This is a genomic window from Sanguibacter hominis ATCC BAA-789, from assembly GCF_012396185.1.
In the GTDB taxonomy this organism is placed as follows: Bacteria; Actinomycetota; Actinomycetes; order Actinomycetales; family Cellulomonadaceae; genus Flavimobilis; species Flavimobilis hominis.
In genome coordinates this window covers 192,003-214,003 of sequence record NZ_JAAXOW010000003.1, presented here as the reverse complement: position 1 = coordinate 214,003, position 22,001 = coordinate 192,003, and the positions used below count along the sequence as shown (strand labels likewise).

Annotated in this window: 22 protein-coding genes; 6 read left to right on the top strand and 16 right to left on the bottom strand. The window is 72.9% G+C overall.

The genetic code is table 11. The annotated features are described in order from the left end of the window. Nucleotides 1–6: 6 nt before the first annotated feature. Together HF995_RS10670 and HF995_RS10665 are read right to left on the bottom strand one after the other, a co-directional pair. Nucleotides 7–1,269 (bottom strand): HipA domain-containing protein, encoded by a 1,263-nt coding sequence (locus tag HF995_RS10670; protein WP_168447781.1) that lies wholly within the window; start codon nt 1,267–1,269, stop codon nt 7–9. Beyond that, entirely contained in the window at nt 1,266–1,505 is a 240-nt protein-coding gene (locus tag HF995_RS10665) for a helix-turn-helix transcriptional regulator (RefSeq protein ID WP_245854807.1), read from the bottom strand. Before HF995_RS10665 ends, HF995_RS10670 begins: the two co-directional genes overlap by 4 nt. Nucleotides 1,506–1,655: 150 nt before the next feature. Between HF995_RS10665 and rocD the strand changes: the two genes are divergently transcribed. Next, nucleotides 1,656–2,846, top strand: a complete 1,191-nt coding sequence (gene rocD, locus HF995_RS10660) for an ornithine--oxo-acid transaminase (protein WP_350308848.1) — start codon at nt 1,656–1,658, stop codon at nt 2,844–2,846. 165 nt (nt 2,847–3,011) lie between these two features. Next, complete coding sequence (locus tag HF995_RS10655; RefSeq protein ID WP_168447779.1) at nt 3,012–3,863, top strand: hypothetical protein; 852 nt, start codon at nt 3,012–3,014, stop codon at nt 3,861–3,863. Between the two features lie 7 nt (nt 3,864–3,870). Here the strand turns inward: HF995_RS10655 and HF995_RS10650 are convergent, their stop codons facing one another. The 10 genes from HF995_RS10650 to HF995_RS10605 form a co-directional block, all read right to left on the bottom strand. After that, nucleotides 3,871–4,176: a hypothetical protein gene (locus tag HF995_RS10650; RefSeq protein WP_168447778.1), complete on the bottom strand. Its 306-nt coding sequence runs from the start codon at nt 4,174–4,176 to the stop codon at nt 3,871–3,873. Between the two features lie 41 nt (nt 4,177–4,217). Beyond that, the gene (locus HF995_RS10645) at nt 4,218–5,354 is read right to left on the bottom strand and encodes a glycosyltransferase (protein ID WP_168447777.1); all 1,137 of its coding nucleotides are present in this window, start codon (nt 5,352–5,354) and stop codon (nt 4,218–4,220) included. After that, nucleotides 5,351–6,496, bottom strand: coding sequence for a glycosyltransferase family protein (locus tag HF995_RS10640; protein ID WP_350308847.1), 1,146 nt, complete (start codon nt 6,494–6,496; stop codon nt 5,351–5,353). Before HF995_RS10640 ends, HF995_RS10645 begins: the two co-directional genes overlap by 4 nt. A 76-nt stretch (nt 6,497–6,572) precedes the next feature. Continuing rightward, nucleotides 6,573–7,820 (bottom strand): hypothetical protein, encoded by a 1,248-nt coding sequence (locus HF995_RS10635; protein ID WP_168447775.1) that lies wholly within the window; start codon nt 7,818–7,820, stop codon nt 6,573–6,575. Between the two features lie 13 nt (nt 7,821–7,833). After that, nucleotides 7,834–8,985 (bottom strand): glycosyltransferase family 2 protein, encoded by a 1,152-nt coding sequence (locus HF995_RS10630; protein WP_168447774.1) that lies wholly within the window; start codon nt 8,983–8,985, stop codon nt 7,834–7,836. Next, nucleotides 8,975–10,789 (bottom strand): ABC transporter ATP-binding protein, encoded by a 1,815-nt coding sequence (locus HF995_RS10625; protein ID WP_168447773.1) that lies wholly within the window; start codon nt 10,787–10,789, stop codon nt 8,975–8,977. The genes HF995_RS10630 and HF995_RS10625 overlap by 11 nt, the downstream gene beginning before the upstream one ends. After that, nucleotides 10,786–12,060 carry a glycosyltransferase gene (locus tag HF995_RS10620; protein WP_350308846.1) on the bottom strand — a complete coding sequence of 425 codons (1,275 nt, stop codon included), beginning with the start codon at nt 12,058–12,060 and terminating at the stop codon, nt 10,786–10,788. The genes HF995_RS10625 and HF995_RS10620 overlap by 4 nt, the downstream gene beginning before the upstream one ends. Further along, nucleotides 12,057–13,046: a Gfo/Idh/MocA family protein gene (locus tag HF995_RS10615; protein ID WP_168447772.1), complete on the bottom strand. Its 990-nt coding sequence runs from the start codon at nt 13,044–13,046 to the stop codon at nt 12,057–12,059. The genes HF995_RS10620 and HF995_RS10615 overlap by 4 nt, the downstream gene beginning before the upstream one ends. Beyond that, nucleotides 13,046–14,164, bottom strand: a complete 1,119-nt coding sequence (locus HF995_RS10610) for a DegT/DnrJ/EryC1/StrS family aminotransferase (RefSeq protein ID WP_168447771.1) — start codon at nt 14,162–14,164, stop codon at nt 13,046–13,048. The genes HF995_RS10615 and HF995_RS10610 overlap by 1 nt, the downstream gene beginning before the upstream one ends. Then, on the bottom strand, nt 14,161–14,760 hold the full coding sequence (locus HF995_RS10605; RefSeq protein ID WP_168447770.1) for an acyltransferase: 600 nt from the start codon (nt 14,758–14,760) through the stop codon (nt 14,161–14,163). The genes HF995_RS10610 and HF995_RS10605 overlap by 4 nt, the downstream gene beginning before the upstream one ends. A 163-nt stretch (nt 14,761–14,923) precedes the next feature. Here HF995_RS10605 and HF995_RS10600 point away from each other — a divergent pair, with 163 nt between their 5' ends. The 3 genes from HF995_RS10600 to HF995_RS10590 all read left to right on the top strand — a co-directional run bounded on the left by HF995_RS10600 (nt 14,924) and on the right by HF995_RS10590 (nt 17,576). Continuing rightward, nucleotides 14,924–15,601 carry a glycosyltransferase family 2 protein gene (locus tag HF995_RS10600; protein ID WP_286189527.1) on the top strand — a complete coding sequence of 226 codons (678 nt, stop codon included), beginning with the start codon at nt 14,924–14,926 and terminating at the stop codon, nt 15,599–15,601. Nucleotides 15,602–15,607: 6 nt separating this feature from the next. Beyond that, nucleotides 15,608–16,021 (top strand): DUF2304 domain-containing protein, encoded by a 414-nt coding sequence (locus tag HF995_RS10595; RefSeq protein WP_168447768.1) that lies wholly within the window; start codon nt 15,608–15,610, stop codon nt 16,019–16,021. Between the two features lie 166 nt (nt 16,022–16,187). Then, nucleotides 16,188–17,576: an LCP family protein gene (locus tag HF995_RS10590; RefSeq protein WP_286189526.1), complete on the top strand. Its 1,389-nt coding sequence runs from the start codon at nt 16,188–16,190 to the stop codon at nt 17,574–17,576. Nucleotides 17,577–17,618: 42 nt separating this feature from the next. Here HF995_RS10590 and purE read toward each other — a convergent pair whose 3' ends face one another. Together purE and HF995_RS10580 are read right to left on the bottom strand one after the other, a co-directional pair. Next, complete coding sequence (gene purE / locus HF995_RS10585) at nt 17,619–18,152, bottom strand: 5-(carboxyamino)imidazole ribonucleotide mutase (protein WP_168447767.1); 534 nt, start codon at nt 18,150–18,152, stop codon at nt 17,619–17,621. A 35-nt stretch (nt 18,153–18,187) separates the two neighbouring features. After that, nucleotides 18,188–19,390, bottom strand: a complete 1,203-nt coding sequence (locus HF995_RS10580) for a 5-(carboxyamino)imidazole ribonucleotide synthase (protein WP_350308845.1) — start codon at nt 19,388–19,390, stop codon at nt 18,188–18,190. A 70-nt stretch (nt 19,391–19,460) separates the two neighbouring features. Between HF995_RS10580 and HF995_RS10575 the strand changes: the two genes are divergently transcribed. Then, a complete protein-coding gene (locus HF995_RS10575; protein WP_168447765.1) occupies nt 19,461–19,964 on the top strand; it encodes a GtrA family protein in 504 nt (167 codons plus the stop codon). Nucleotides 19,965–19,976: 12 nt separating this feature from the next. Here the strand turns inward: HF995_RS10575 and HF995_RS10570 are convergent, their stop codons facing one another. Together HF995_RS10570 and HF995_RS10565 are read right to left on the bottom strand one after the other, a co-directional pair. Then, a complete protein-coding gene (locus HF995_RS10570; RefSeq protein ID WP_168447764.1) occupies nt 19,977–21,314 on the bottom strand; it encodes a sensor histidine kinase in 1,338 nt (445 codons plus the stop codon). A gap of 2 nt (nt 21,315–21,316) precedes the next feature. After that, nucleotides 21,317–22,000, bottom strand: coding sequence for a response regulator transcription factor (locus HF995_RS10565; RefSeq protein ID WP_168447763.1), 684 nt, complete (start codon nt 21,998–22,000; stop codon nt 21,317–21,319). Nucleotide 22,001 lies beyond the last annotated feature (1 nt).

Sequence of the window (22,001 nt, the reverse complement as noted above, 5' to 3'; positions counted from 1 at the left end):
GCTAGGTCAACCCCGGTCTGGGAGCGCGTCGAGCCCGGCTTTCAGCCGCGACCGGACGTCGGCGACCTGACCGTCCCAGTCGTCCTCGATCTCGTCGAGCGCGGCGAGGAAGGCGCGGGGCGCGCGCTCACGCACCTCGGCAACGCGGTCGAGGACGGTCTCGGCGGCGACGCCGACATCGTCGGCGAACCGCTTCCAGTGCTCGCGGTCGATGCGGGCCGCGTCGGCGCACCCGCCGATGCTCATGGCGACAGGGCGCACCTCCCCCTGGTGCGGTGCGTAGGCAAGGGCTGTCGCGACGTCGTACAACGGCGCCAGCCGGACCGAGTCACCGTCGAGAAGGACCGAGTAGTTGCGTGCGTGCGCGTCGGGGGCTGCGACGACGGTGTTGAGCACGACGGCGTCGACGAAGCCCGCGACGTTTGCCCTCGCCTCTCGGGCCGTCTCTGCGGCGTCGCGCAAGAAGCGTGCGACGGTCGCCGCCGACGGGCCGCCGAGCTCTTCGTACTTCTCGCGGACACCGAGCGCCTGGCACACGTCTTCCGCATGCGTGCGCACGAGGCGCCCGTTGGCCACGCGGGCTCGGTCGAATCGCTCGATGACGATTGCCCTCTCGGACCTGAAGTCGGTGAACGCCGTCACCGCGACGTTGCACCCGAGCATCGCGGCCGCGCGCATCGTGATGTCCTCGACGAGAGCCTGGGACCTCGCGCCACGGACGCCGGGCTTGACGATGTGGGTCGTCGGCTCGTCGCCGTGCGCCCAGAACCACCGACCGTCCTCGTGTCGCAGCGCAAGCTTGTCCTGCATGCCGCCGAGCGACCAGTGCTCGCCGGGCATGGTCCACGACGAGTCGTTGCCCGAACGCATCGAGGCGAGCCGCCCCTCGATGTCGGAGGACGTGGCCGGGAGCAGATCGCCACCCTCGCGGGGACCGTCCACCTCGTCGGGATGGCGGAACTGCACGGCTCCGGCGCAGTCGCGGCCGATCGCGCCGAGGGCATCGAGGGGGTCGTTCGGGTCGACGCCGTACGTCGCTCGCAGGGCCTCGATCGCGGCGGGGCTCTCGGGGAGCAGTCCTCTGAGGTACGTCTCGGCCACGTCGCCCGTGAAGGCGCCTCGCTCGCGGGGCAAGGAGAGCGACAGCGGTGTGGTGCCGGCTCGGGCGGCGCCGTCCGTGTAGGTGAGGCGAAGACGCCCGCGGATCCGTTCGACGTCGGCGACGTGCTCGCCGGCGAGCGTCACGGCGAGGCGGGTCGGGGCTGTCACAGCGTTCCCTCGTCCCGGATGACGAGGCTCGCGTCGAGGGTCTCCAGCAGGCGCATCAGGCGCCCGACCTCGAGGCCCTCGGTCCGGCCGTTCTCGAGTGCGACGAGCCACTGGCGGGAGACGTCAGCCCTGCGCGCCAGCTCGGCCTGCGTGTATCCGCGGCGCTTGCGCAGGCCTGTCACGGCGGTGCCGAGACGGGTGACGGAGCGCGCGTTGAGGTAGGTCGGATCGGACATGATGTCATCGTATGGCGACACGAACACAATGTCTACGTATGGCGACATGGCGTCAATGTCGCCATACGTAGACATCATGGCGGGCGAGACGCGGCCGGCTCTAGAGTCGAGGCACGGGGCGCGACGGCGCGCCTCGGTGAGGAGGCCGACGTGTCCGCGCTCGCACGCAACTACGCTCCCCTGCCCGTCACGCTCACGAGCGGCGAGGGTAGCTGGGTCACGGACGTCCACGGCAGGCGCTTCCTCGACCTGCTCGCCGGGTACTCGGCGCTGAACTTCGGACACCGGCACCCGGCGCTCGTCGAGGCGGCGCACGCACAGCTCGACCGGGTCACGCTCACGTCGCGGGCGTTCGACCACGACCTGCTCGAGCCGTTCGCAGAGGCGGTCACCTCGCTGACAGGCACCGAGATGCTCCTGCCGATGAACACAGGCGCCGAGGCGGTCGAGACCGCGATCAAGGCGGCGCGGAAGTGGGGCTACGAGGTACGTGGCGTCGCGCCCGGGCAGGCGACGATCATCGTCGCCGACGGTGCGTTCCACGGTCGGACGACGACGATCGTGTCGTTCTCGACTGACCCCGAGTCCCACGACGGGTTCGGTCCGTACACGCCGGGGTTCGTCGTCGTGCCGTACGGCGACGCCGACGCGGTCGCGGACGTGATCGACGACACGACCGTCGCGGTGCTCGTCGAACCGGTGCAGGGTGAGTCGGGCGTCATCGTGCCGCCCGAGGGCTACCTGCCGCGCCTGCGCCGGGCGTGCGACGACGCGGGCGTGCTGCTCGTGCTCGACGAGGTGCAGTCGGGGCTCGGACGCACGGGGACGACGCTCGCGCAGGACCTCGCGGGTGTGCGCGCGGACCTGACGACGCTCGGCAAGGCGCTCGGCGGCGGGATCCTGCCGGTGAGCGCGGTCGTCGGCCGGACGGACGTGCTCGGCGTGCTCACGCCCGGGACGCACGGGTCGACGTTCGGCGGGAACCCGCTCGCGTGCGCCGTCGGTATCGCGGTCGCGGAGCTGTTGAGCCCGGGCGACCTCCAGGGGCGCGCGACCGTGCTGGGCGCGCAGATGCGCGAGCGCCTCGACGCCCTCGTCGACGAGGGCCTGCTCGACAGCGTGCGTTCCGTCGGGCTGTGGGCAGGCGTCGACGTGCACGGCACGCACGGGCCCGACGGCGGGCGCGCGCTCTGCGAGGAGATGGCGCGTCGCGGTGTGCTCGCCAAGGAGACCCACGGCGCCACCATCCGCCTCGCTCCCCCGCTCACCATCCGCACGGGCGACCTGCACCACGGCCTCGATGTCCTCGGCGACGCGCTCCGGGCGCTCGCGCCCCGGTAGTCAGACCGGACGCACGACTTAGTGGTGCATCTGGTCTGCCGGCCGAGCGGGCGCTTTCCCGGTCCGTGAGACGTGCGGGCGCGCGACGGACGAAACCCTCATACCGTGAGGACACCGGCCGCGCCGAGGTCGGGCAGCCCGCCGACCCGACGCGAGGAGACTTACGTGCGCGCGCCGTCTCGACCCCCTCTCACCGCCCTCGGGCGCGGTCTGCTGCTCCTCGGCGTCACGCTCGCGACCGCCAGCGGCTGCGCCGCCGGCGGATCCGAGAGGCCGTCCGCGGCGGCGACCAGCACGACACCGTCCGCTGACGGCCCCGGAGGCTCCACCGAGCCCGCGGCACCGAGCGAGCCCACGGCTCCCGCCGCCCCGGCCCTCCCTGCGTCGTGTGCAGCGATCGAGCTCGTCGAAGGTTCCCGCATCACCGGAGACGACCTGGGCCGGTGCCTCGAGGACTTCGAGCGCACGGCGCGCACCGGCAGCAGCCTCGTGCGGCTCACGTCCGACGACCCTGGCGTCGAGACGCAGTGGCTCCACGCCGAGGACGGCACCTACGCCCTCCTGACGGGCCGAGACGGCGGCGACCGCGTCGTCGTCACCCCCGACGGCGGCGCGAGCGAGGACGAAGGCCGGTGGGTGCGGGCAGACGCGGGAGGGTCGCCCGACGAACAGCTGGCGTCCAGCCACGTCGAAGCGCTGCGCCCTCAGGTGCAGCCCGGCTTCCAGGCCGCGCTCGTGCGGCTCTCCGACGAATGGGTCATCGAAGGACGTGACGAGGTCACGGCGCTCGACGGCGCTGAGCGCTCGCTGTGGCAGATCACCTCCACGAAGCCCATCGAGCTCGTCGCAGGCATGCCAGCCGACGTCAGCCTCTACATGGACGTCCCGGGCGCGACCGAGGTCATGATCTCGACCGGAGGCGGCAACACGTCCGAGCGACTCTACGGAGCCTGGGGCGCACCGGTGGACGCGACGGCGGTCAAGGACGCGGTCACCGAGGTCCTCGAGGCAGACTGAGGCAGGGTCAGTCCTCGACGAAGCCGACGGCGATCGCGGGGGTAGGGTCGGGCCCCTCACGAGCCGGCGGCGCGGGCGCCCGGTCGACGAGCCAGACGAGCCCGGGTCCTGCGTCGGGCAGCACGACCCGCTGCGCGATCTGGTACCCGACCGCGCCCTCGACTCCCTGTGCCCACGCCTCGACCTCGGCGAGCGTCGCGTCGTCGACGTCGTACACACTGACGAACCACCCGGGCCGATGGATGAACACGCGCAGGTCCGTCGTGTCGCTCTCCCACGTCGTGTCGCGCTCGTCGACCAGGACCGGCTCCATGCCAGCCAACCTAGCCTTCCCGCAGCGCGCAGACGAGGCCCCTACGGGTGCAGCGCCTCGATCGCTTCGCGCCAGATCTCGACCTGGCTCTCCGAGGAGAGCTCGCGCGCGCTCGCGTGCGACGCGGCCTTCCACGCCTCGACCTGCTCGGCGGTGAGCGCGTCGAGCACCGCGGTCAGCGCGGCGGGCGTGAAGTCCGCGGTCACCGCACCGGCGCCGTGCTCGCGCACGACGCGCGTCATCTCGGGGCTCGGCCCGACGATCAGGCCCAGCCGCGCCTGGACGTAGTCGAAGACCTTGTTGGGCAGGGCGTTCGCGTTGTTGAAGCTGACGGGCGGCAGCAGGTGCAGGCCCACGTCGAACCCGTTCAACGTCGTGACGAGCTCCGAGTAAGGCAACGGGTCGTGGATGCGCACGCGCGGCTCGCCCGCCGCACGCTCGCGCAGCTCCGCGAGGTAGCCCGGGTCGTTCGGGACGAGGAACAGGTCGAGGGTGATGTCGGCGGTCGCGGCGGCGACGGCATCGACCAGGATCTCGAGGCTGCGATTGCGCAGCGCGACGCCCGAGTGGACCAGGCGCACGGGTGACCCCACCGGGCCGGGCGTGAGGTCCTGGTAGGGCGACGCGTTCGTCACGACGCCCGCGCGGATGCCGAACCGCCGCTCGTACTCGTCCGCGATCCCCTGCGCGACCGTCGTCACCGACGCGCAGCGCGTGACGAAGCGGCGGCACAGCCAGCGCATGTACGGCGCGACGAACCAGCGCCAGCGGCGCAGCTCGGTGTTCTGCTTCGGGGCGTACTCGTGCAGGTCGGCGTGCACGCCCCAGCGCGGCTCGGCCGACAGGGCGAGCGGGACGGCGTCGACGTCGTCGGCGAGGACGATGTCGAACGTGCGGCCCGCGAGCAGCTCTCGCGCCTGCGCGACTGCCGCATTGCCCCAGTACACGCGCCCGAACTGGCGCGCGAGGAGGGGTACGGGCGCCTTGCGCCAGTGCTCGTTCGCGTCGTCGACGCGCAGGTGCTCGACCACACGACCGTCGTCGAGCACGACCGCCGGGCCGTACCCGCACGTCGTGACGTCGTGGTCCTGCGCGAGCATGCGCACCTGCTTGAGCACGCGCGCATCGGACGCGATCGGCGAGAACGACAGGATCAGCAGGGTCGGACGGGCGGTCATCGCGAGCCCCCGCCGGCGGACGTCGCGACGAGCGCGTCGATCGCGCGCTCCCACACGAGCACCTGCTGCTCGGCGCTCAGCTCGCGCGCGACCGCGTGCGACGCCGCCCGCTGCTCCGCGACCTTCTCCGGCGTGAGGCTGTCGAGCACGTCCGCGAGCGAGCGCGCGTCGAAGCCCGACGCGACCGTCCCGATGCCGTGCCGCTCGACCGCGGCCGCCATCTCCGGCGTCGGGCCCACCACGAGCGCGAGCCGCGCCTGCACGTAGTCGAACAGCTTGTTGGGCAGCGCGTGGGCGTTGTTGAAGTTCACCGGCGGCAGCACGTGGATGCCGACGTCGTACCCCGCGAGCGTGTCCCCGAGCTGCGCGTACGGCACCGGGTCGAGCACGCGCACGCCGTCGATCTGCGCCGCGCGGGCACGCAGCTCGGCGATGTACGCCGGGTCGTTCGGCATGAGGTACAGGTCGAGCGTGACGGGCGTCGTCGTGAGCGCGACGGCGTCGAGCAGCACCATGAGGTCGCGGTTGCGCAGCGCGGCGCCCGAGTGGACGAGCCGCAACGGGCAGACGACCTCGGTGGGCGTCCGCTCGGCGTACGGCGCAGCGTTCGTCACGACCTGCGCGCGCACCCCGACCTCGGACTCGTACGCCCGTGCGAGCCCCTCGCCGACCGTCGTCGCCGACGCCGCCCGGCTGACATAGCGGCGGCACAGCCAGCGCACGTACGGGCCGATGCGTCGCGCCCACGCCGGGTTGTCGTCGTGCAGCCGCGGCGAGTACTCGTGCAGGTCCGCGTGGACGGGCGCGCGCAGGCTGAGCGCGAGCGGGACCGTCTCGACGTCGTTCGCAAGCACGACGTCGAACGTGCGCCCCGCGAGCGCGGCTCGCGCCGCGACGACGGCGGGCGTGCGCGAGTACACGAGCGGGTAGGCGCGCAGCGTGATGAGGCGCCCGTCGAGCGCGATCGTCGCGTCGTCGGGAAGCTGCAGGTGCTCGACGACGCCCGCAGGTGCGGGCCCGTAACCGCACGTCGTCACGTCATACCGGCCGGCGAACAGCTCGACCTGCTTGAGGACACGGGCGTCCGACGCGATCGGGGAGAACGACAGGATCAGCAGGCGCGGGCGGTTCGAGGCACTCACGCCCTCCATCCTTCCAGGTGCTCAGGGAACGACGCGCACACGCGCGGGGCGCCGACGGGACCAGGCAGACGCCGCGTCAGCGCTCGCCCGTGTCGGGCTCCGCCGCCTCGACGCCGAGGAACGGCGCGAGCACGCGAGCCGACTCCGCGCCGTCGTGCAGGACGCGGACGAGCTCGGGGCCCTGCCGCGCCGCCCGTTCCCCCGCGCCCGCACGGTCGTCGAGGAGGGCCGTGAACACGTCCTCGAGAGTGTCCGGGTTCCCCTCGAGGATCGGCAGGTCGAGCCCGCACGCAGCCCGGACCACGTCGCGAGACTGCTGCGTCACGTGCGACACCACCACCCGACCGGCAGCCATCGCCTCGCACGCCGCGACGCCGTAGCTGCCGAGGGCGAACTGGTCGAGCACGATGTCCGCGTCCCGGTAGAGCGCCGGCATCTGCGCCGACGTGACCCCTTCGACGCGGCGATATGTGATCCATCCGCGCCGGTCCAGCTCCGTGAGCACCGGCTCGACGAGCTCGGTTCCCTTGAGCCGCGACGCCGAGGGCGCGTGCACCACGAGCGGCACCTCCCGCTCGAGCGGCGGCGCCTGCGTGCGCCACACCTCCAGGTCGACGACGACCGGCAGCCACGTCGCCTCCGGCTGGTCGAGCAGCAGGTCAGGGGTCGAGACGAACGTCCGGATGCCCGCCGCGCGCAGCTCGACGAGCGCTGCCTCAGCCGCACGGGTCTGCCGCTCGAGATGCCCGACGAGCTCCCACTCAGGGTCGCCGAACGGCGACCACGGCGTCGCGCCCGCAAGGTGGCGCGACGGCACGCGGATGTCGGACCCGTGGCACAGCATCGCGACACGCGCCCCGTGCGCCGCGAGCGCGCGCGCCTCCGCGTACGCGCCGTTGCGCTGGCTCGGGGTCGCCATGAGCGTGCCGAACAGGGCGCGCTGCGCCTCGACGACGACGTGCGTGAACCGTTCGACGTACGCCTTCTGCCGACGCTGCCAGCGACGCGACGACCCGTACACCGCGATCGGCACCGGGTAGTCGGACGTGAAGCCGAAGCCGCCGGGACGCTCGGCCGCCATGCTGATCGCGCCGACCCCTGGCAACCGCTCAGCCGCGCGCGCCCACGCATAACCCTGGCCCGCATAGTTGGCCGGACCGAGGTACAGGCGCACCGGCGTCGCGGGGACGGGCGGGGTCGGCGGCACGTCCTGCGGGCTGAACGGCAGTAGGCTCGGCGCCACCCGGTGCAGCACCGGCTCGGGGATGCGGCGCACGACGGCGCCCGCGAGGCGCGAGACGGGGGCGGGGATCTTGGGAGTCACAGCAGGGTCCTTGTCACCACGGCATCCGGTAGCGCACGTACCGGCGCAGCGTGCTCTCGGGGTCGAGGACGTCGGGCAGGTCGCGCGGCAGGAGGGTCGCGACACGGCCCGCCCTCGCGCGGCGGCGGGCGGCTGCGGCGAACGCGTCGGCGAGCGCGCCGTCGTCGGCATCCTCGGCGCGGCCGACCGGCCCGCTGCCCGCGAGCACGTCGAGCGCGTCCCGGTCGCCGCGCGCGAACGCGTGCAGCGCAGCAGGTGAGAGGTCGAGCCAGTCGCGCGCCGCGCCGCGCAGGACGGACGCGTCGCCGTCTCGCCAGTCCTCGCGGCGCGGACGCCGCGACAGGGCGCCGAGCACGTGGATGCGCAGCACCTTGACCGCGAGCGCGCGACGCTCCGACGGCCGCATACGGTCCGCGAGCCCGCCCTCGCGCAGGACTCGCACGAGCAGGTCGTCGAGGGCAGCGAGCTCGTCGGCGACCGGCCGGACCACCTCGGTAACGCGGTCGTCCGCGCCACCACCGACGACGTACGCCGGACCTGACGGCACCATGTCGATACGTGCGCCGGAGAACCACAGCGGCACGGAGAACGCGAGGTCCTCCCCCGTCGCGAGCCCTTCCGTGAAGCGCAGCCCGAGCCGGTCGACGGTCGCGCGGCGCAGCAGACCGAGCGGAGCGGAACGGTACGCGAGGCGGTCGGCGACCGGGTCGAGGGGCGTCGCAGCCCGCCTGCCCGGGCGCCCGGTGCCCGCGCGCACGAGCGGGTTGCGCAACGGCTTGCCGTCCGGCCCGCGCAGCGGAGCGAGCACGACGTCCGACCCGCGCTCCCGCGCGACGTCGAACCACGCACGCACCGCGCCGGGCTCGAGCACGTCGTCCGAGCCGAGCACCGCGACGAAGGCAGCCGACGTGTTGTCGAGGCCGTGGTTGAACGGGCTTGCCGGGCTGCGGACGTGGTCCTGGTAGCCGAGGAGCCGCACGCGGTCGCGCTCGGCGGGGTCGAGGTCGAGGCGCTCCTCGATCGTCGTGACACCCACGTCGTGGCACACGACGGTCACGCGCACGAGGTCCTCGGAGCCCGCGAGGGCGCTGCGCACGGCACGCTCGACGGGCCGCGTCGGGGAGTGCACCGCGATCACGACGTCGACAGCGTGGTCAGTCCTCATCGTCGTCCCCCTCCACCCGCTCAGCATCGTCGACGAGACCCGCAAGCGCGGCCTGCACCTGGAAGTCGGGCACCTGGGCGACGAGCTCGTCGAACGTGCCGCGCGCTGCGATCGTCCCGTCCGCCATGAAGCAGACCTGGTCCGAGTGCCGGATCGTCGAGAGCCGGTGCGCGACCGAGATCAGGGTGACCTGCCCGCGCAGCCCCGCGATCGCCGCCGCGACGCTCGCCTCCGTCTGCGTGTCGAGCGCGCTCGTCGCCTCGTCGAGGACGAGCACGAGCGGGTCCGAGTACAGGGCGCGCGCGATGCCGAGGCGCTGCCGCTGCCCGCCAGAGAGCGCCATGCCGCGGTCGCCGATGCGCGCGTCGAGGCCCCCGTCACGCGCGTCGACGACGTCGAGCAGCTGCGCACGCGCGAGGCAGTCCCGCACGCGGTCGCGGTCGATGTCGTGCGTCCACGTGAGCGCGACGTTCTGCGCGACCGTCCCGTCGAACAGCGACACGTCCTGCGGCACGTAGCCGACCCGGGACCGCCACGCGGCGAGCACGTCCTCGAGCCGCTGACCGTCGACGTCGATCGTGCCCTCCGACGGCACGAGCAGGCCGAGCAGGATGTCGACGAGGGTCGACTTGCCGGCTCCCGAGACGCCCACGAGCGCGAGCGACGAGCCCATCGGCAGGTCGAGGTCGACGTCGCGCACCGCCGGCTCGGCACCGCCCGGGTACGCGAACGCGACGCCGCGCAGCCGCAGGTGCTCCGGCTCCCTCGCGAGCGGCTCGCGACCCGTCTCCTCGGCGCGGCGCAGGTAGCCCTCCGCCGCCTCGATGTCCGTGATGACGGCCTCGACGTTGGGGATGTTCGCGGCCGTCGTCGCGATGACCGCCTGGAAGCTCGTGATCGCCGGGACCATGCGGAACCCCGCCACGCCAAACATCGCGAGCGCCGCGAACGCCTGCTCCGGCCCGTCCATGAGGTACGCCGCCCCGCCCACGAGGACGAACCCGCCGACGATCGCGGACTCGATCACGTACCGCGGCACGGCCGACAGGAACGACAGGTTCGCACGCGCCCGGACCGTGTGACGACGGTTGCTGCGCACGACGTCCGCAACCTCCCCCGCCTTGTCCCGCAGCGTGATCTCCTTGAGCGCCCCGACCATCTCCGTCATGAGGCGCGCGACCTTGAACGAGTAGTCACGGTTGACGAGCCCCGCCTGGATCGAGCGGCGCGACACGAACGCATACATCACCGCGCCGACGAGACCCAGGTACACGAGCGTGATCGCAGCGGTGACGGGCTGCGTGACGACGAGCACGACGAGCACCGAGCCGAACGTCGCGGCGAGCGCCGGCAAGCCCGCGACGGGCAGCAGGAACCCCGCGGTCGCGTTCGCGATGCCGACGTCCGCGAGCCGCACGAGCTGCGACGTCGAGCGGGACAACCGGTCCGTCCACGGAGCGCGGATGTACGCGTCGAAGAGCCGGTCGCCGATCTCGAGCTCGTACGTCGCGAAGCGACGCGTCGCGACCCACTGCAGCGTGACCGCGAGCACCCCCTTGACCACGATGAGGCCCGAGACGACGCCGATCACGGCGACGTTGCCGACCTCGCCGAGGAGCGGGAGCGACGCGCTCCCGCCCGAGCCCGTGAGCATCGGCGTGAGGGCGAGCGCCAGCAGGCCGAGCGCCGCGACGTCGAGCAGCGACAAGCACGCGCTCGCGACCATGTACCAGACCAGGAACCGGCGCGCGCGGCCCGGCAGGAGCGGCATCAGCCGCGCCCACGTGCGCCAGATGACCTTCACGGCGTGCCGTCCCCGTCCTGCTTCGTCCTTGCGGCCGTGGCCGCACCGTCGCGCCATCGTCGCACGTGGGCGGCGACAGCCTCACCCACGCGAGCGATGCTCGCGTTGTCCCGCGCCCAGGCGGCCAGCCGCTCGCGCTGGGCGGCCCGCGCGGCGTCGTCGGCCTGCAGCACGGCGACCATCGCGTCGGCGACGGCTGCGACGTCGTGGTCGACAGCGTGGCCCAGGTCGTTCTCCCGGACGATCGGCACCGCAGGCCCCGGGCCCGCGAACACGACAGGAGTGCCGCACGCAGCCGCGGCGAACGTCTTCGTGGGCAGCGCCATGTCGTAGCCGACGCCGGGGCGCACGCTCACGAGCGCGCCGCTCGCCGCGCCCAGCCACGCCGCAGCCTCGACCGCCGGGACGAGCCTGCGCACGTGCACCGCCCCCGGTGCCAGCTCGGCGCCGAGCGCCGCGAGATCGTCCCAGTCGCTCCCCTGCCCCAGGATCACGAGCTCCGCGTCCGGCACAGCAGCACGGACAGCGGGCATCGCGCGCACGAACACGTCCGCGCCCTGCCATGCGGACGTCGTGCCCGCGTAGACGAGGAATCGCCCGGGCGCCTCGTCCGGGCAGGGCAGCCCCGGCCGGAACACGTCCGTGTCCACGCCGTTGCGCACGACGACGACCTCGGGCCGGCGTCGCGCCGCCGCGCGCGGACGACGCTCGACGAGCGCCTCGACCCGCTCGGCTACCTCGGGCGACACCGCGACGACACCGATCGCGCCCCGCATGGCCCACCCCTCGACCGCTGCGAGCACGCGCGAGACGAGCCCCGGCGTCGCGCCGTCGCCCGCCGTCGCGTCCGACCACACGTCAGCCGCGTAGTAGACGTACGGCAGCCGTCGCAGCGCGCACGCGACGCGCACGACCGCGCCCGTCGTCGGCGGCGGCTCGCACATGACGACGTCCGGGCGCAGCTCAGCGAGCAGGCGGACGAGGGCCGGGACGTCAAAGCTCAGGTACGGCAGGTACCCGCGCACGTATCCCGTGCGGTCACGCACGACGGGCGCGCGGTCCACCTCGACCCGCGCCTCGCGCAGGTCCTCGTCGACCGCGGCGGCCGCCACGCGCAGGTCACGCCGCGCCGTCGTCGTCAGGACCGTCACCCGGGCGTCGGCACGCCCGAGGGCGCGGGCGAGCGCCTCGAGCCGGAACGACGCCGCAGCGGGCTCGGGCGCGAAGATGCGGGTGACGAGGGCGACCCGCAGGCGAGACGCCGCCGTCACAGGCGGACGGTCTCCTGCGTGACGGCCGAGCGCTCGATCGCCTCGGCGACCCGCAGCGTGGCGAGCCCCTCGGCCATCGACACCGTGCGGTTCTCGAGGCCGAGGACCGCGTCGCGGAACGCCTCCGCCTCCGCGCGCAGCGGCTCGCGCTTGCCGATCGCGTACCGGATGACGTCCCCCTCGGTCACGCCGCGGAAGTTCGCCATCGAGTCCCACTCGGTCTGCACCGTGCCGTTCTCGTGGAACGTCACGTCCGCGGTCGACGTGTCGGCGACGAGCGTGCCCCGCTCGCCCGCGACGATCGTCACGCGCTCCTTCATCGGGGACAGCCAGTTGACCGTGTGGTTGACGTTGATGCCGCCCGCGAGGCGGCCGGTGACGAGCACCATGTCCTCGTGCTCGCGGCCCGAGCGGAACGCCGTCTGCGCGGCCACCGACTCGTAGCTGCTCTGCGCGACCCACGCCGTGAGGTCGATGTCGTGCGTCGCGAGGTCCTTGATGACGCCGACGTCGGAGATGCGCGCCGGGAACGGCCCCTGGCGGCGCGTCGAGATCTGGTACACCTCGCCGAGCTGGCCGTCCGCGATGCGACGGCGCACCTCCTGGATCGCCGGGTTGAACCGCTCGATGTGACCGACGGCGCCGACGAGGCCCGCAGCGTCGAACGCGGCGACGAGCCGCGCACCTGCGTCCGTGTCGACCGCGATCGGCTTCTCGACGAGCGTGTGCACGCCCGCGGCGGCGAGCGTGAGCGCGACCTGCTCGTGGAACTTCGTCGGCACCGCGACGACCGCCATGTCGATCCCTGCAGCGATCAGCGCCTCGACGTCGGGCAGCACGTCGAGCGCGCCCGCGACCCGGTACGGGTCACCCGCCGGGTCGGCGACGGCGACGACGTCGACGCCGTCGATCTCACGCAGGACACGCACGTGGTGGCGACCCATCGCCCCCAGCCCGATGACCCCCGCCCGCAGCGCGGCAGCCATCACGCACCCGCCTTCACGACAGCGGCGACGGCCGAGACGATGCGCTCGAGGTCGGCCTGCGTCAGCGACGGGTGGACGGGCAGCGACACGACCTCGCGTGCCGCGCGCTCGGTCTCCGGGAGGTCGAGGCCCGGCGCGTACTTCTCCAGGCTCGCGAGGCGGTGGTTCGGGATCGGGTAGTACACGCCCGAGCCGACGTTGTGCTCGGCCTTGAGCGCCGCCACGAACGCGTCCCGCTCGGCGCTCGACGCGCCGTCGAGGCGGATCGTGTACTGGTGGTAGACGTGCTCGGCACCCTCGCGCACCGGCGGCGGGACCACACCGGCGACGGTCGCGAGCCCGGCGTCGAGGAACGCTGCGTTGGCGCGGCGCTGCTCGGTCCACGCGCCGACCTTCGTCAGCTGCACGCGGCCGATCGCGGCGTGGATGTCGGTCATGCGCGTGTTGAAGCCGATGACCTCGTTCGCGTACTGCTTCTCCATGCCCTGGTTGCGCAGGAGACGCACCTGGCGGGCGACGTCGTCGGTCGCGCACGAGACCATGCCGCCCTCGCCCGACGTCATGTTCTTCGTCGGGTACAGGCTGAACATCGCGAACGTGCCGAACGTGCCGACCTTCTGGCCGCCGAGGCTCGCACCGTGCGCCTGCGCGGCGTCCTCGAACAGCTGCAGGCCGCGCTCGGCGGCGAGCTCCTGGAAGGCGGGCGCGTCGAACGGGTGGCCGTAGAGGTGCACCGGCATGATGGCGCGCGTGCGCTCGGTGATCGCAGCGGCGGCAGCGGCAGGCGACAGGTTGAACGTGTCGGGCTCGATGTCGACGAACACCGGCGTCGCACCCGTGAGCGCGACCGAGTTTCCGGTCGCGGCGAACGTGAACGACGGCACGATGACCTCGTCGCCCGGGCCGATCCCCGCAGCGAGCAGACCGAGGTGAAGACCGGACGTGCCCGAGCTGACCGCGACGCAGCGGCGGCCGGCGACCATCTGGTCGGCGAACTCCTGCTCGAACGCCGCGACCTCAGGCCCCTGGGCGACCATGCCCGAGCGCATCACACGGTCGACCGCAGCACGCTCCTCGTCACCGATGATCGGCTTGGCTGGTGCGATGAACTCGGTCATGCGTTCTCCACCTCTCGGAGGGTTCCGTTGTCAGTCTCTTCGTAGCGCTGGCCGGTCGCCGGGCAGCGCCAGCCGTCGCCGTCGGCCACGAGCGGCTCGCCCGCGCGTCCGACCCAGCCCACACGACGCGCGGGGACGCCGACCATCAGGGCGTGCGCCGGCACATCCTTCGTCACGACGGCGCCCGCGGCGACCGTCGCCCACGCGCCGACCGTGACGGGCGCGACGCACACGGCGCGCGCACCGATCGACGCGCCCTGCCCGATCGTGACCCCGACCGCGTGCCAGTCGGACGCGTCCTTGAGGGACCCGTCCGGGTTGATCGCGCGGGGGTACGTGTCGTTCGTCAGCACCGCTGCCGGCCCGACGAACACGCCGTCCGCGAGGGACGCAGGTTCGTAGACGAGCGCGTAGTTCTGGATCTTGCAGTGGGCGCCCACCTGGACGCCGGTGCCGATGTATGCGCCACGGCCCACGATGCAGCCCTCGCCGAGGACGACCTGCTCGCGCACCTGCGCGAGGTGCCAGACGGACGAGCCGTCTCCGATCGTGGCGTCCGGGGAGACGTCGGCAGTCTCCGCGATGCGCACACCCATGCTGTTTCTCCGTCTGTCGTCGCGAGCGCAGGAGCGGACCTGCGGGGCGGGCCCGGGCCCGCACAGCCTGCGGCGCGCCTCGCCACCGACCTCGGCCAGAGTACCGCCCTGCACCGTGGCGGATGGGACGATCGTCACCTGTCCGGGTGCAAGAATGGCCGTCATGCCCACCCCCCGGATCAGCGACGCGTGGCTCGTGGTCCCCTTGTTCAACGAGGCGAGCGTGATCGGGGACGTCGTGCGCGGGGCACGCGAACGCTTCGAGCACGTCGTGTGCGTCGACGACGGGTCGACGGACGGGTCCGGCGGCGCCGCGCGCGCGGCAGGTGCGCGCGTCCTGCGTCACCCGATCAACCTGGGCCAGGGTGCGTCGCTGCAGACGGGCCTCGACTACGCCGTCAGCGCGGGCGCCACGTATGTCGTGACCTTCGACGCGGACGGCCAGCACCGCGTGGACGACGCCGTCGCGATGGTCGAGCGGGCCCGGCACGAGGATCTCGCGATCGTCTTCGGGTCGCGCTTCCTCGACGACCGCACGGATGCGGGGCTGCTCAAGAAGATCGTGCTCAAGGTCGCCGTGTGGTTCACCAACCAGTCGACAGGGCTGCGGCTGACCGACGCCCACAACGGCTTGCGCGTCATCCGCGCGGACGCGGCGCGGGGCGTCCACCTGCGCCAGGACCGCATGGCCCACGCGAGCGAGATCGTCCTGCACCTCGGCCGCACCGGCCTGCCGTGGCGGGAGCACCCGGTGCACGTCCTGTACACGGACTACTCGCGCGGCAAGGGTCAGTCGCTGCTCAACTCGGTCAACATCCTCGTCGACCTCGTCTTCCGGTAGGCCACCATGTGGATCCAGCTCATCCTTCTCGCCGCGATCGTCGGCGTCGCCCTGGTCCTGAACCGTTCGACGGCGGACGCGCGGCACCAGGCGATCCGTCGGCTCCTGCTGATGCTCTTCGTGGCGGGGGCGGCGGCGTCGGTGCTCTTCCCGCAGATCCTCACCCGGGTCGCGAACCTCATCGGCGTCGGCCGTGGTGCGGACCTGCTGCTCTACGCACTCGTGATCGCGTTCCTCAGCTTCATGGCGACGACGTTCCGACGGATGAACCAGCTGCAGTCACGCATCACGGTGCTCGCCCGCGAGCTCACGCTCGCCCAGGCGCGTGCGGAGGACGCCGAGACGCGCGGAGTCGTCGCCCCGGGCCAGGACGCGCAGGCCGAGGACGACGAGGACACCAGCGCGGGGCCGGTCGGCTGACGCGACCGCCGCCCGGGGCCATCTCCACAACAACTCCACCCGATCGGTGCCCCCGGTGCCCGCCTCCTCCGAGGGGCTTCCTTAGGATCTTTCTCGTGACGTGCACCACCGACTCCTGCCCTCTGCCCGCTCGCAACCCCCGGGTGGCGACGAGCGGGGTGCGCGCATGAACGACGAGACGCGCCGCATGCCGTCCGCGGGCGGTCAGCCGCCGCCCAGCTTCACACCCCAGAACACGCCGACGGGACGCCCGCGCTCGACGCAGGACGCGGTCCCGGTCGGCGGTGACCATGCGCCCGTCTCGCACGTCCCCTCGCGCCCGACGACGCGTCGTCCCGCGGGCGAGCAGCGCCCGCCCTCGTCCGTGCCCCCGGCCCGCACCGGTTCGCCCGCTGCGCGGCCACCGTCGGCTCGTCCCGCCCGCGTCAGCTCGTCACCGCACGGTACCGTCCGGCCGGCGCGCGCGACCACGTCCACGCCGGCCGGTTCCGGCGGGCCCGGCGGGCCCCCTGGGCGCGGCGACGCCGCTGGGCCTGGCGGTGGACCCCGGCCGCCACGGAGGCGTCTGCGCCGGCGACGCATCGTCGCGCTCGCCCTCGCGCTCCTGCTCGTCCTCATGATCGCGTGGCCGGTTGGCCTCGTGATGTGGGCAGGCTCGAAGATCGACCACGTCGCCGCACTCTCCGGCGCGAGCGGCACCCCCGGTACGACGTACCTCCTCGCGGGCTCCGACGCGCGTGACGACGGCGCGATCGCAGCCGACGGCACCGAGGGCGCCCGCACCGACACGATCATGCTGCTCCACGTCCCCGAGTCGGGCCCCACAGCGCTCGTCAGCCTCCCGCGCGACGCGTACACGGAGATCCCCGGCCGCGGCCCTGCGAAGCTCAACGCCGCGTACGCGTGGGGCGGCCCCGAGCTGCTCGTCGCGTCCGTCGAGAACCTCACCGGCCTGACGGTCGACCACTACGTCGAGGTCGGCCTCGGCGGGGTGAAGGACCTCGTGGACGCGGTCGACGGCGTCGAGCTGTGCCTCGACTACGACGTCGACGACAAGAAGTCCAAGCTCAAGTGGAAGGCCGGCTGCCACACGGTCAAGGGCAAGAAGGCGCTCGCTTTCGTCCGCATGCGCTACTCCGACCCGAAGGGCGACATCGGCCGCGCCGAGCGACAGCGTCAGCTCATCTCCGCCGTGACGAAGAAGGCCGCGAACGCGGGGACGCTCGTCAACCCCGGCAAGCAGGTCTCGCTCATCGACTCGGGCCTCGGCGCGATCCGCGCGAGCGACGGCACGGGGATCATGAACCTCGGCCAGCTCGCGCTCGCGTTCCGCGCCGCGTCGGGCGAGGGCGGCATCACGGGCACCCCGCCCATCGAGTCGCTCGACTACCGTCCCGGCGGCGTCGGCTCCACGGTCCTGCTCGCACCCGACAAGGCCCCCGCGTTCTTCAAGGGCATCCTCGCCGGGACGCTCGAGCCCGGCCGCTACGACGCCGACGGGCTCGTCAAGGAGAAGTCCACGTCCGACGGAAAGAAGTCCAGCGACTCGAAGTGACCGGGCCGGCGGACCAGCGCCGCCGACGTCGCTCCCCTCCGGTCACTCCTCCTCGCTGACCCCCGCGGCATACGCCTCGCGCAGCCGCTGCCCCTTCTCCTGGGCGACGTCCCGCAGCTCCTCCTGGAACCCGCGCAGGCGTGCGCGCAACACCTCCGCGTCCTCGCCCTCGCCCGCCCCGAGGATGCGCGCCGCGAGCAGCCCCGCGTTGCGCGCTCCCCCGATCGACACGGTCGCGACCGGGACGCCTGCGGGCATCTGGACGATCGACAGGAGCGAGTCCATCCCGTCGAGGTACTTCAGCGGGACAGGCACCCCCACGACCGGGAGCTCGGTCACGGCGGCGAGCATGCCCGGGAGGTGGGCGGCGCCGCCTGCTCCGGCGATGATCACACGCAGGCCCCGCGCCGACGCGTCACGGCCGTAGTCGATCATCTCGGTCGGCATGCGGTGCGCCGAGACGACGTCCACCTCGACGGGGATGTCCAGCTCGGCGAGCGCGTCGGCAGCCGCGCGCATGACCGGCCAGTCCGAGTCCGAGCCCATGACGATGCCGACAACCGGTGCTGCGCTCATTGCTGTGTCTCCTCGATCTCGGTCGGTGCGCGCGGTCACTCGCCGCGCAGTATCGCCGCGGCCGCGAGGGCCCGACGCCGCACGTCCGCGAGGTCGTCCCCGCTGACGTTCACGTGCCCCAGCTTGCGGCCGGGGCGCACGTCCTTGCCGTACAGGTTCACGCGCGCGCCCGGGTCCGCGGCGAGCACCGCAGGCAGCGCGTCCGCGAGCTCCGCGTGCGCCGAGCCGAGGACGTTCGCCATGACCGTCCACCGCGCACGCGGTGACGTGTCCCCGAGCGGCAGGTCGAGCACCGCGCGCAGGTGCTGCTCGAACTGACTCGTCACGGCGCCGTCGATCGTCCAGTGGCCTGAGTTGTGAGGCCGCATCGCGAGCTCGTTGACGAGCACGCGGCCGTCGACCTCGAACATCTCGACCGCGAGGACGCCCGTGACGTCGAGGCCCTCGGCGATCGTCAGCGCGATCGTTCGCGCCTCGTGCGCGAGCGCGTCGGCGAGGTCGGGCGCGGGCGCGACGACCTCCGCGCACACGCCGTCACGCTGGACGGACTCGACGACCGGATAGGTGACCGCGTCGCCCGACGGGCGGCGTGCGACGACGACCGCGAGCTCGCGCGCGAACGGCACCTTCTCCTCGACGAGGAGCGCAGGACCGCCCGCGGCGACGCCGTCGAACCAGTCCGCGGCCTCCTCGGCCGAGGACACGAGCCGCACACCCTTGCCGTCGTAGCCGCCGCGCGACGTCTTGAGCACGGCCTGGCCGGCCGCGTCGGCGTGCTCGGCGAGGAAGGCCGCGAGGGCGACGGAGGCGTCCTCCGGGTCTCGCGGGAGCGCGGCCCACGCGGGGCACGGGACGCCGAGCGCCGTGAGGCGCTCGCGCATGACGATCTTGTCCTGCGCGTGCACGAGGGCGTGCGCGCCCGGGTGCACCGGGACACCGGCCTCGACGGTCTCGGCGAGGATCTCGCCGGGCACGTGCTCGTGCTCGAACGTCAGGACGTCGGCGCGTGCACGCCCGAGGGGTGCGTCCCACCCGTCGACGCTCGTGCCCGCGACGAGCGCACGCACCGCTGCGGCGTCGGACGCTGCGCCCACGGGCGTGTCCGCGAGCACCTGCCCGGCTGACGCGCCGGGCGCCTCGACGAGGACACGCAGGTGCACGCCCAGCTCCCCGGCGGCAGGCGCCATCATCCGGGCCAGCTGGCCCCCACCCACGACTGCGACGACCGGTGTGCTCACGGGAACCCAGGGTAGACGACGGCCCGTCGCACCACCGGGGCGTCCGCGGTACGGCGTACGCTCGGTCACCATGGTGTCCCGTTCCGCAGTCGTCAGCAGGCTGCTCGAGCTCTTCCGCTTCGGATCCGTCGGCGCGGTCGCGTTCGTCGTGGACATGGGCCTGTTCAACCTGCTCATGTTCGGGCCCGGGCAGGTGCTCGGGCACAAGCCGCTGACCAGCAAGGTCATCTCCGTCGTGGTCGCGACCCTCGTGTCGTGGCTCGGCAACCGCTACTGGACGTTCTCGGCGCGCCGCCAGGACACCCACGGACGCGAGCTCGTCGCGTTCGTCATCGTCAACGTCGGCGGCATGCTCATCGCGGTCGCATGCCTCGGTGTGAGCCGTTACGTGCTGCGGCTCGACTCGCCGCTCGCGGACAACATCGCGGCCAACGGCGTGGGCCTCGTGCTGGGCATGGCGTTCCGCTACGTCGCCTACCGCACCTTCGTGTTCACCAACGTGCGCGACGGCGCGGTCTCGGACGTCGCCGTGCAGGAGCAGGCAGCCCCGTCGTCGGCCACCCCGACGCACTGATCCACGGCTCGGTCAGGTCGGCGGACGCCGCCGTCGGCTCCATCCCGACGACACGACCGACCCGACCGGCAGGACGATCGACGGGTCGAGCGACTTCGGCACGCCCGACAGGAAGAGCGAGAACACCGGCGGGCGACGCTGCGACAGCTCGAGCCGGCCGCCGTCAGCGGCCGCGAGGTCCCGCGCGAGCGCGAGGCCCAGGCCCGTCCCAGCACCCGACGTCACCTCACGCTCGAAGATGTGCGGCGCGATCTCGTCCGGGATGCCCGGCCCTTCGTCCGAGACCTCGATCACGACCGCGCCGCTCGTACCGCTCGCACGCGAGCGCACCGTCGTCGTACCGCCACCGTGCTTGAGGGAGTTCTCGACGAGCGTCGCGATCACCTGCGCGAGACCTCCCGGCGTCGCGAGCACCATCGTCGCCCGGTCGACGTCGACGACGAGCTCGCGGTCGAGCGCCTCGAAGGTCGGGCCCCACTCCTCGACCTGCTGGCCGACGACGTCGGCGAGCCGCACCGCCTCGTTGTTGCCGCCGAGCGCGCGCCGCGTCCGGGCGAGCAGGTCGTCGACGACGGTGACGAGACGCTCGACCTGCTCGAGCGAGACGCGCGCCTCCTCCTGGATCTCCTCGTTGTCCGGTGCCGCGAGCGCCATCTCCTCGATGCGCATCGTCAGCGCCGTCAGCGGTGTCCGCAGCTGGTGAGAGGCGTCCGACGAGAACTGCCGCTCGACCGCGAGCCGCTGCGCGAGACGGTCCGAGCTGCGCACGAGCTCGGCAGCGACGAGGTCGATCTCCTCGACGCCGGACGGCTCGACGCGCGGCCGCACCTGGCCCGAGCCGATCTGCTCGGCCGACGCCGCGAGGTACAGCAGCGGTGCCGAGAGGCGGTTCGCCTGCCAGATCGCCACGAGGATGCTCGCGCCGAGCGCGACGACCGCCGCGACGACGACGAGCATGATGATCTGCACGGAGCGCAGGTAGAGGTCCCAGTACGGGACGTACACGTAGACGAGCGTGTTGCTGCTCGAGCCGAGCGCACCGACCATCTGGCGCCGCCCCTCGACGACGTCGCCCGCCGTGACGCGCTCGCCCGTGGGCAGCACGACCTCGATGTAGGCGCCGAGGCGGCCCTCGCCGCCGACGTACGGCTCGAGGACGTCGGCAGTGACGGGGTCCTCACGGCCCAGCCGGCCCTCGACCGCGCGCGCGATGTTCGTCGCGCGGATCTGCAGCTCGCGCAGCTCGTTGTCCTTGACAAGCTGAGCGCCGAGGAAGGCCAGCGGGAAGCCGAGGAGGATGACCGCGACGGCCACCGCCGAGACGGTGGCCAGGATCATCCGGCGACGCAAGGTCAGTGCTCTCCGGTCTCGAAGCGGAAGCCCATGCCCCGCACCGTCGAGATGTAGCGCGGCGCGTTCGCGTCGTCGCCGAGCTTGCGGCGCAGCCACGACACGTGCATGTCGAGAGTCTTGGTCGAGCCCACGAGCTCGGAGCCCCACACCTCACGCATGAGCGAGTCCCGCACGACGACCGAGCCCGCGTTCGCGACGAGCACGCGCAGCAGCTCGAACTCCTTCGTCGTCAGGTGCAGCTCGTGCTCACCCTGGAACGCGCGGTGCGCGGACACGTCGACGCGCACGTCCTGCGCGCGCAGCTCCTCGTCCGTCTCGACCTCGCCGTGCGTGCGGCGCAGGAGCGCCCGGACGCGCGCGAGGAGCTCGGCGAGCCGGAAGGGCTTGGTCACGTAGTCGTCAGCGCCGGCGTCGAGCCCGACGACGAGGTCGACCTCGTCGGCGCGCGCCGTGAGGACCAGCACGGGCGTCGTCAGGCCCTGCGAGCGGATCGCCCGGGCGACGTCGAGGCCGTCCATGTCGGGCAGGCCCAGGTCGAGGACGACGAGGTCCACGCCAGGAGCAGCGTCGATGGCTCCCTGGCCGGTCCCCTGCACGACCACGCTGTATCCCTCGCGGGTCAGCGCACGCGCGAGAGGCTCTGCGATCGCCGGGTCGTCTTCAGCCAGCAGCACATGGGTCATT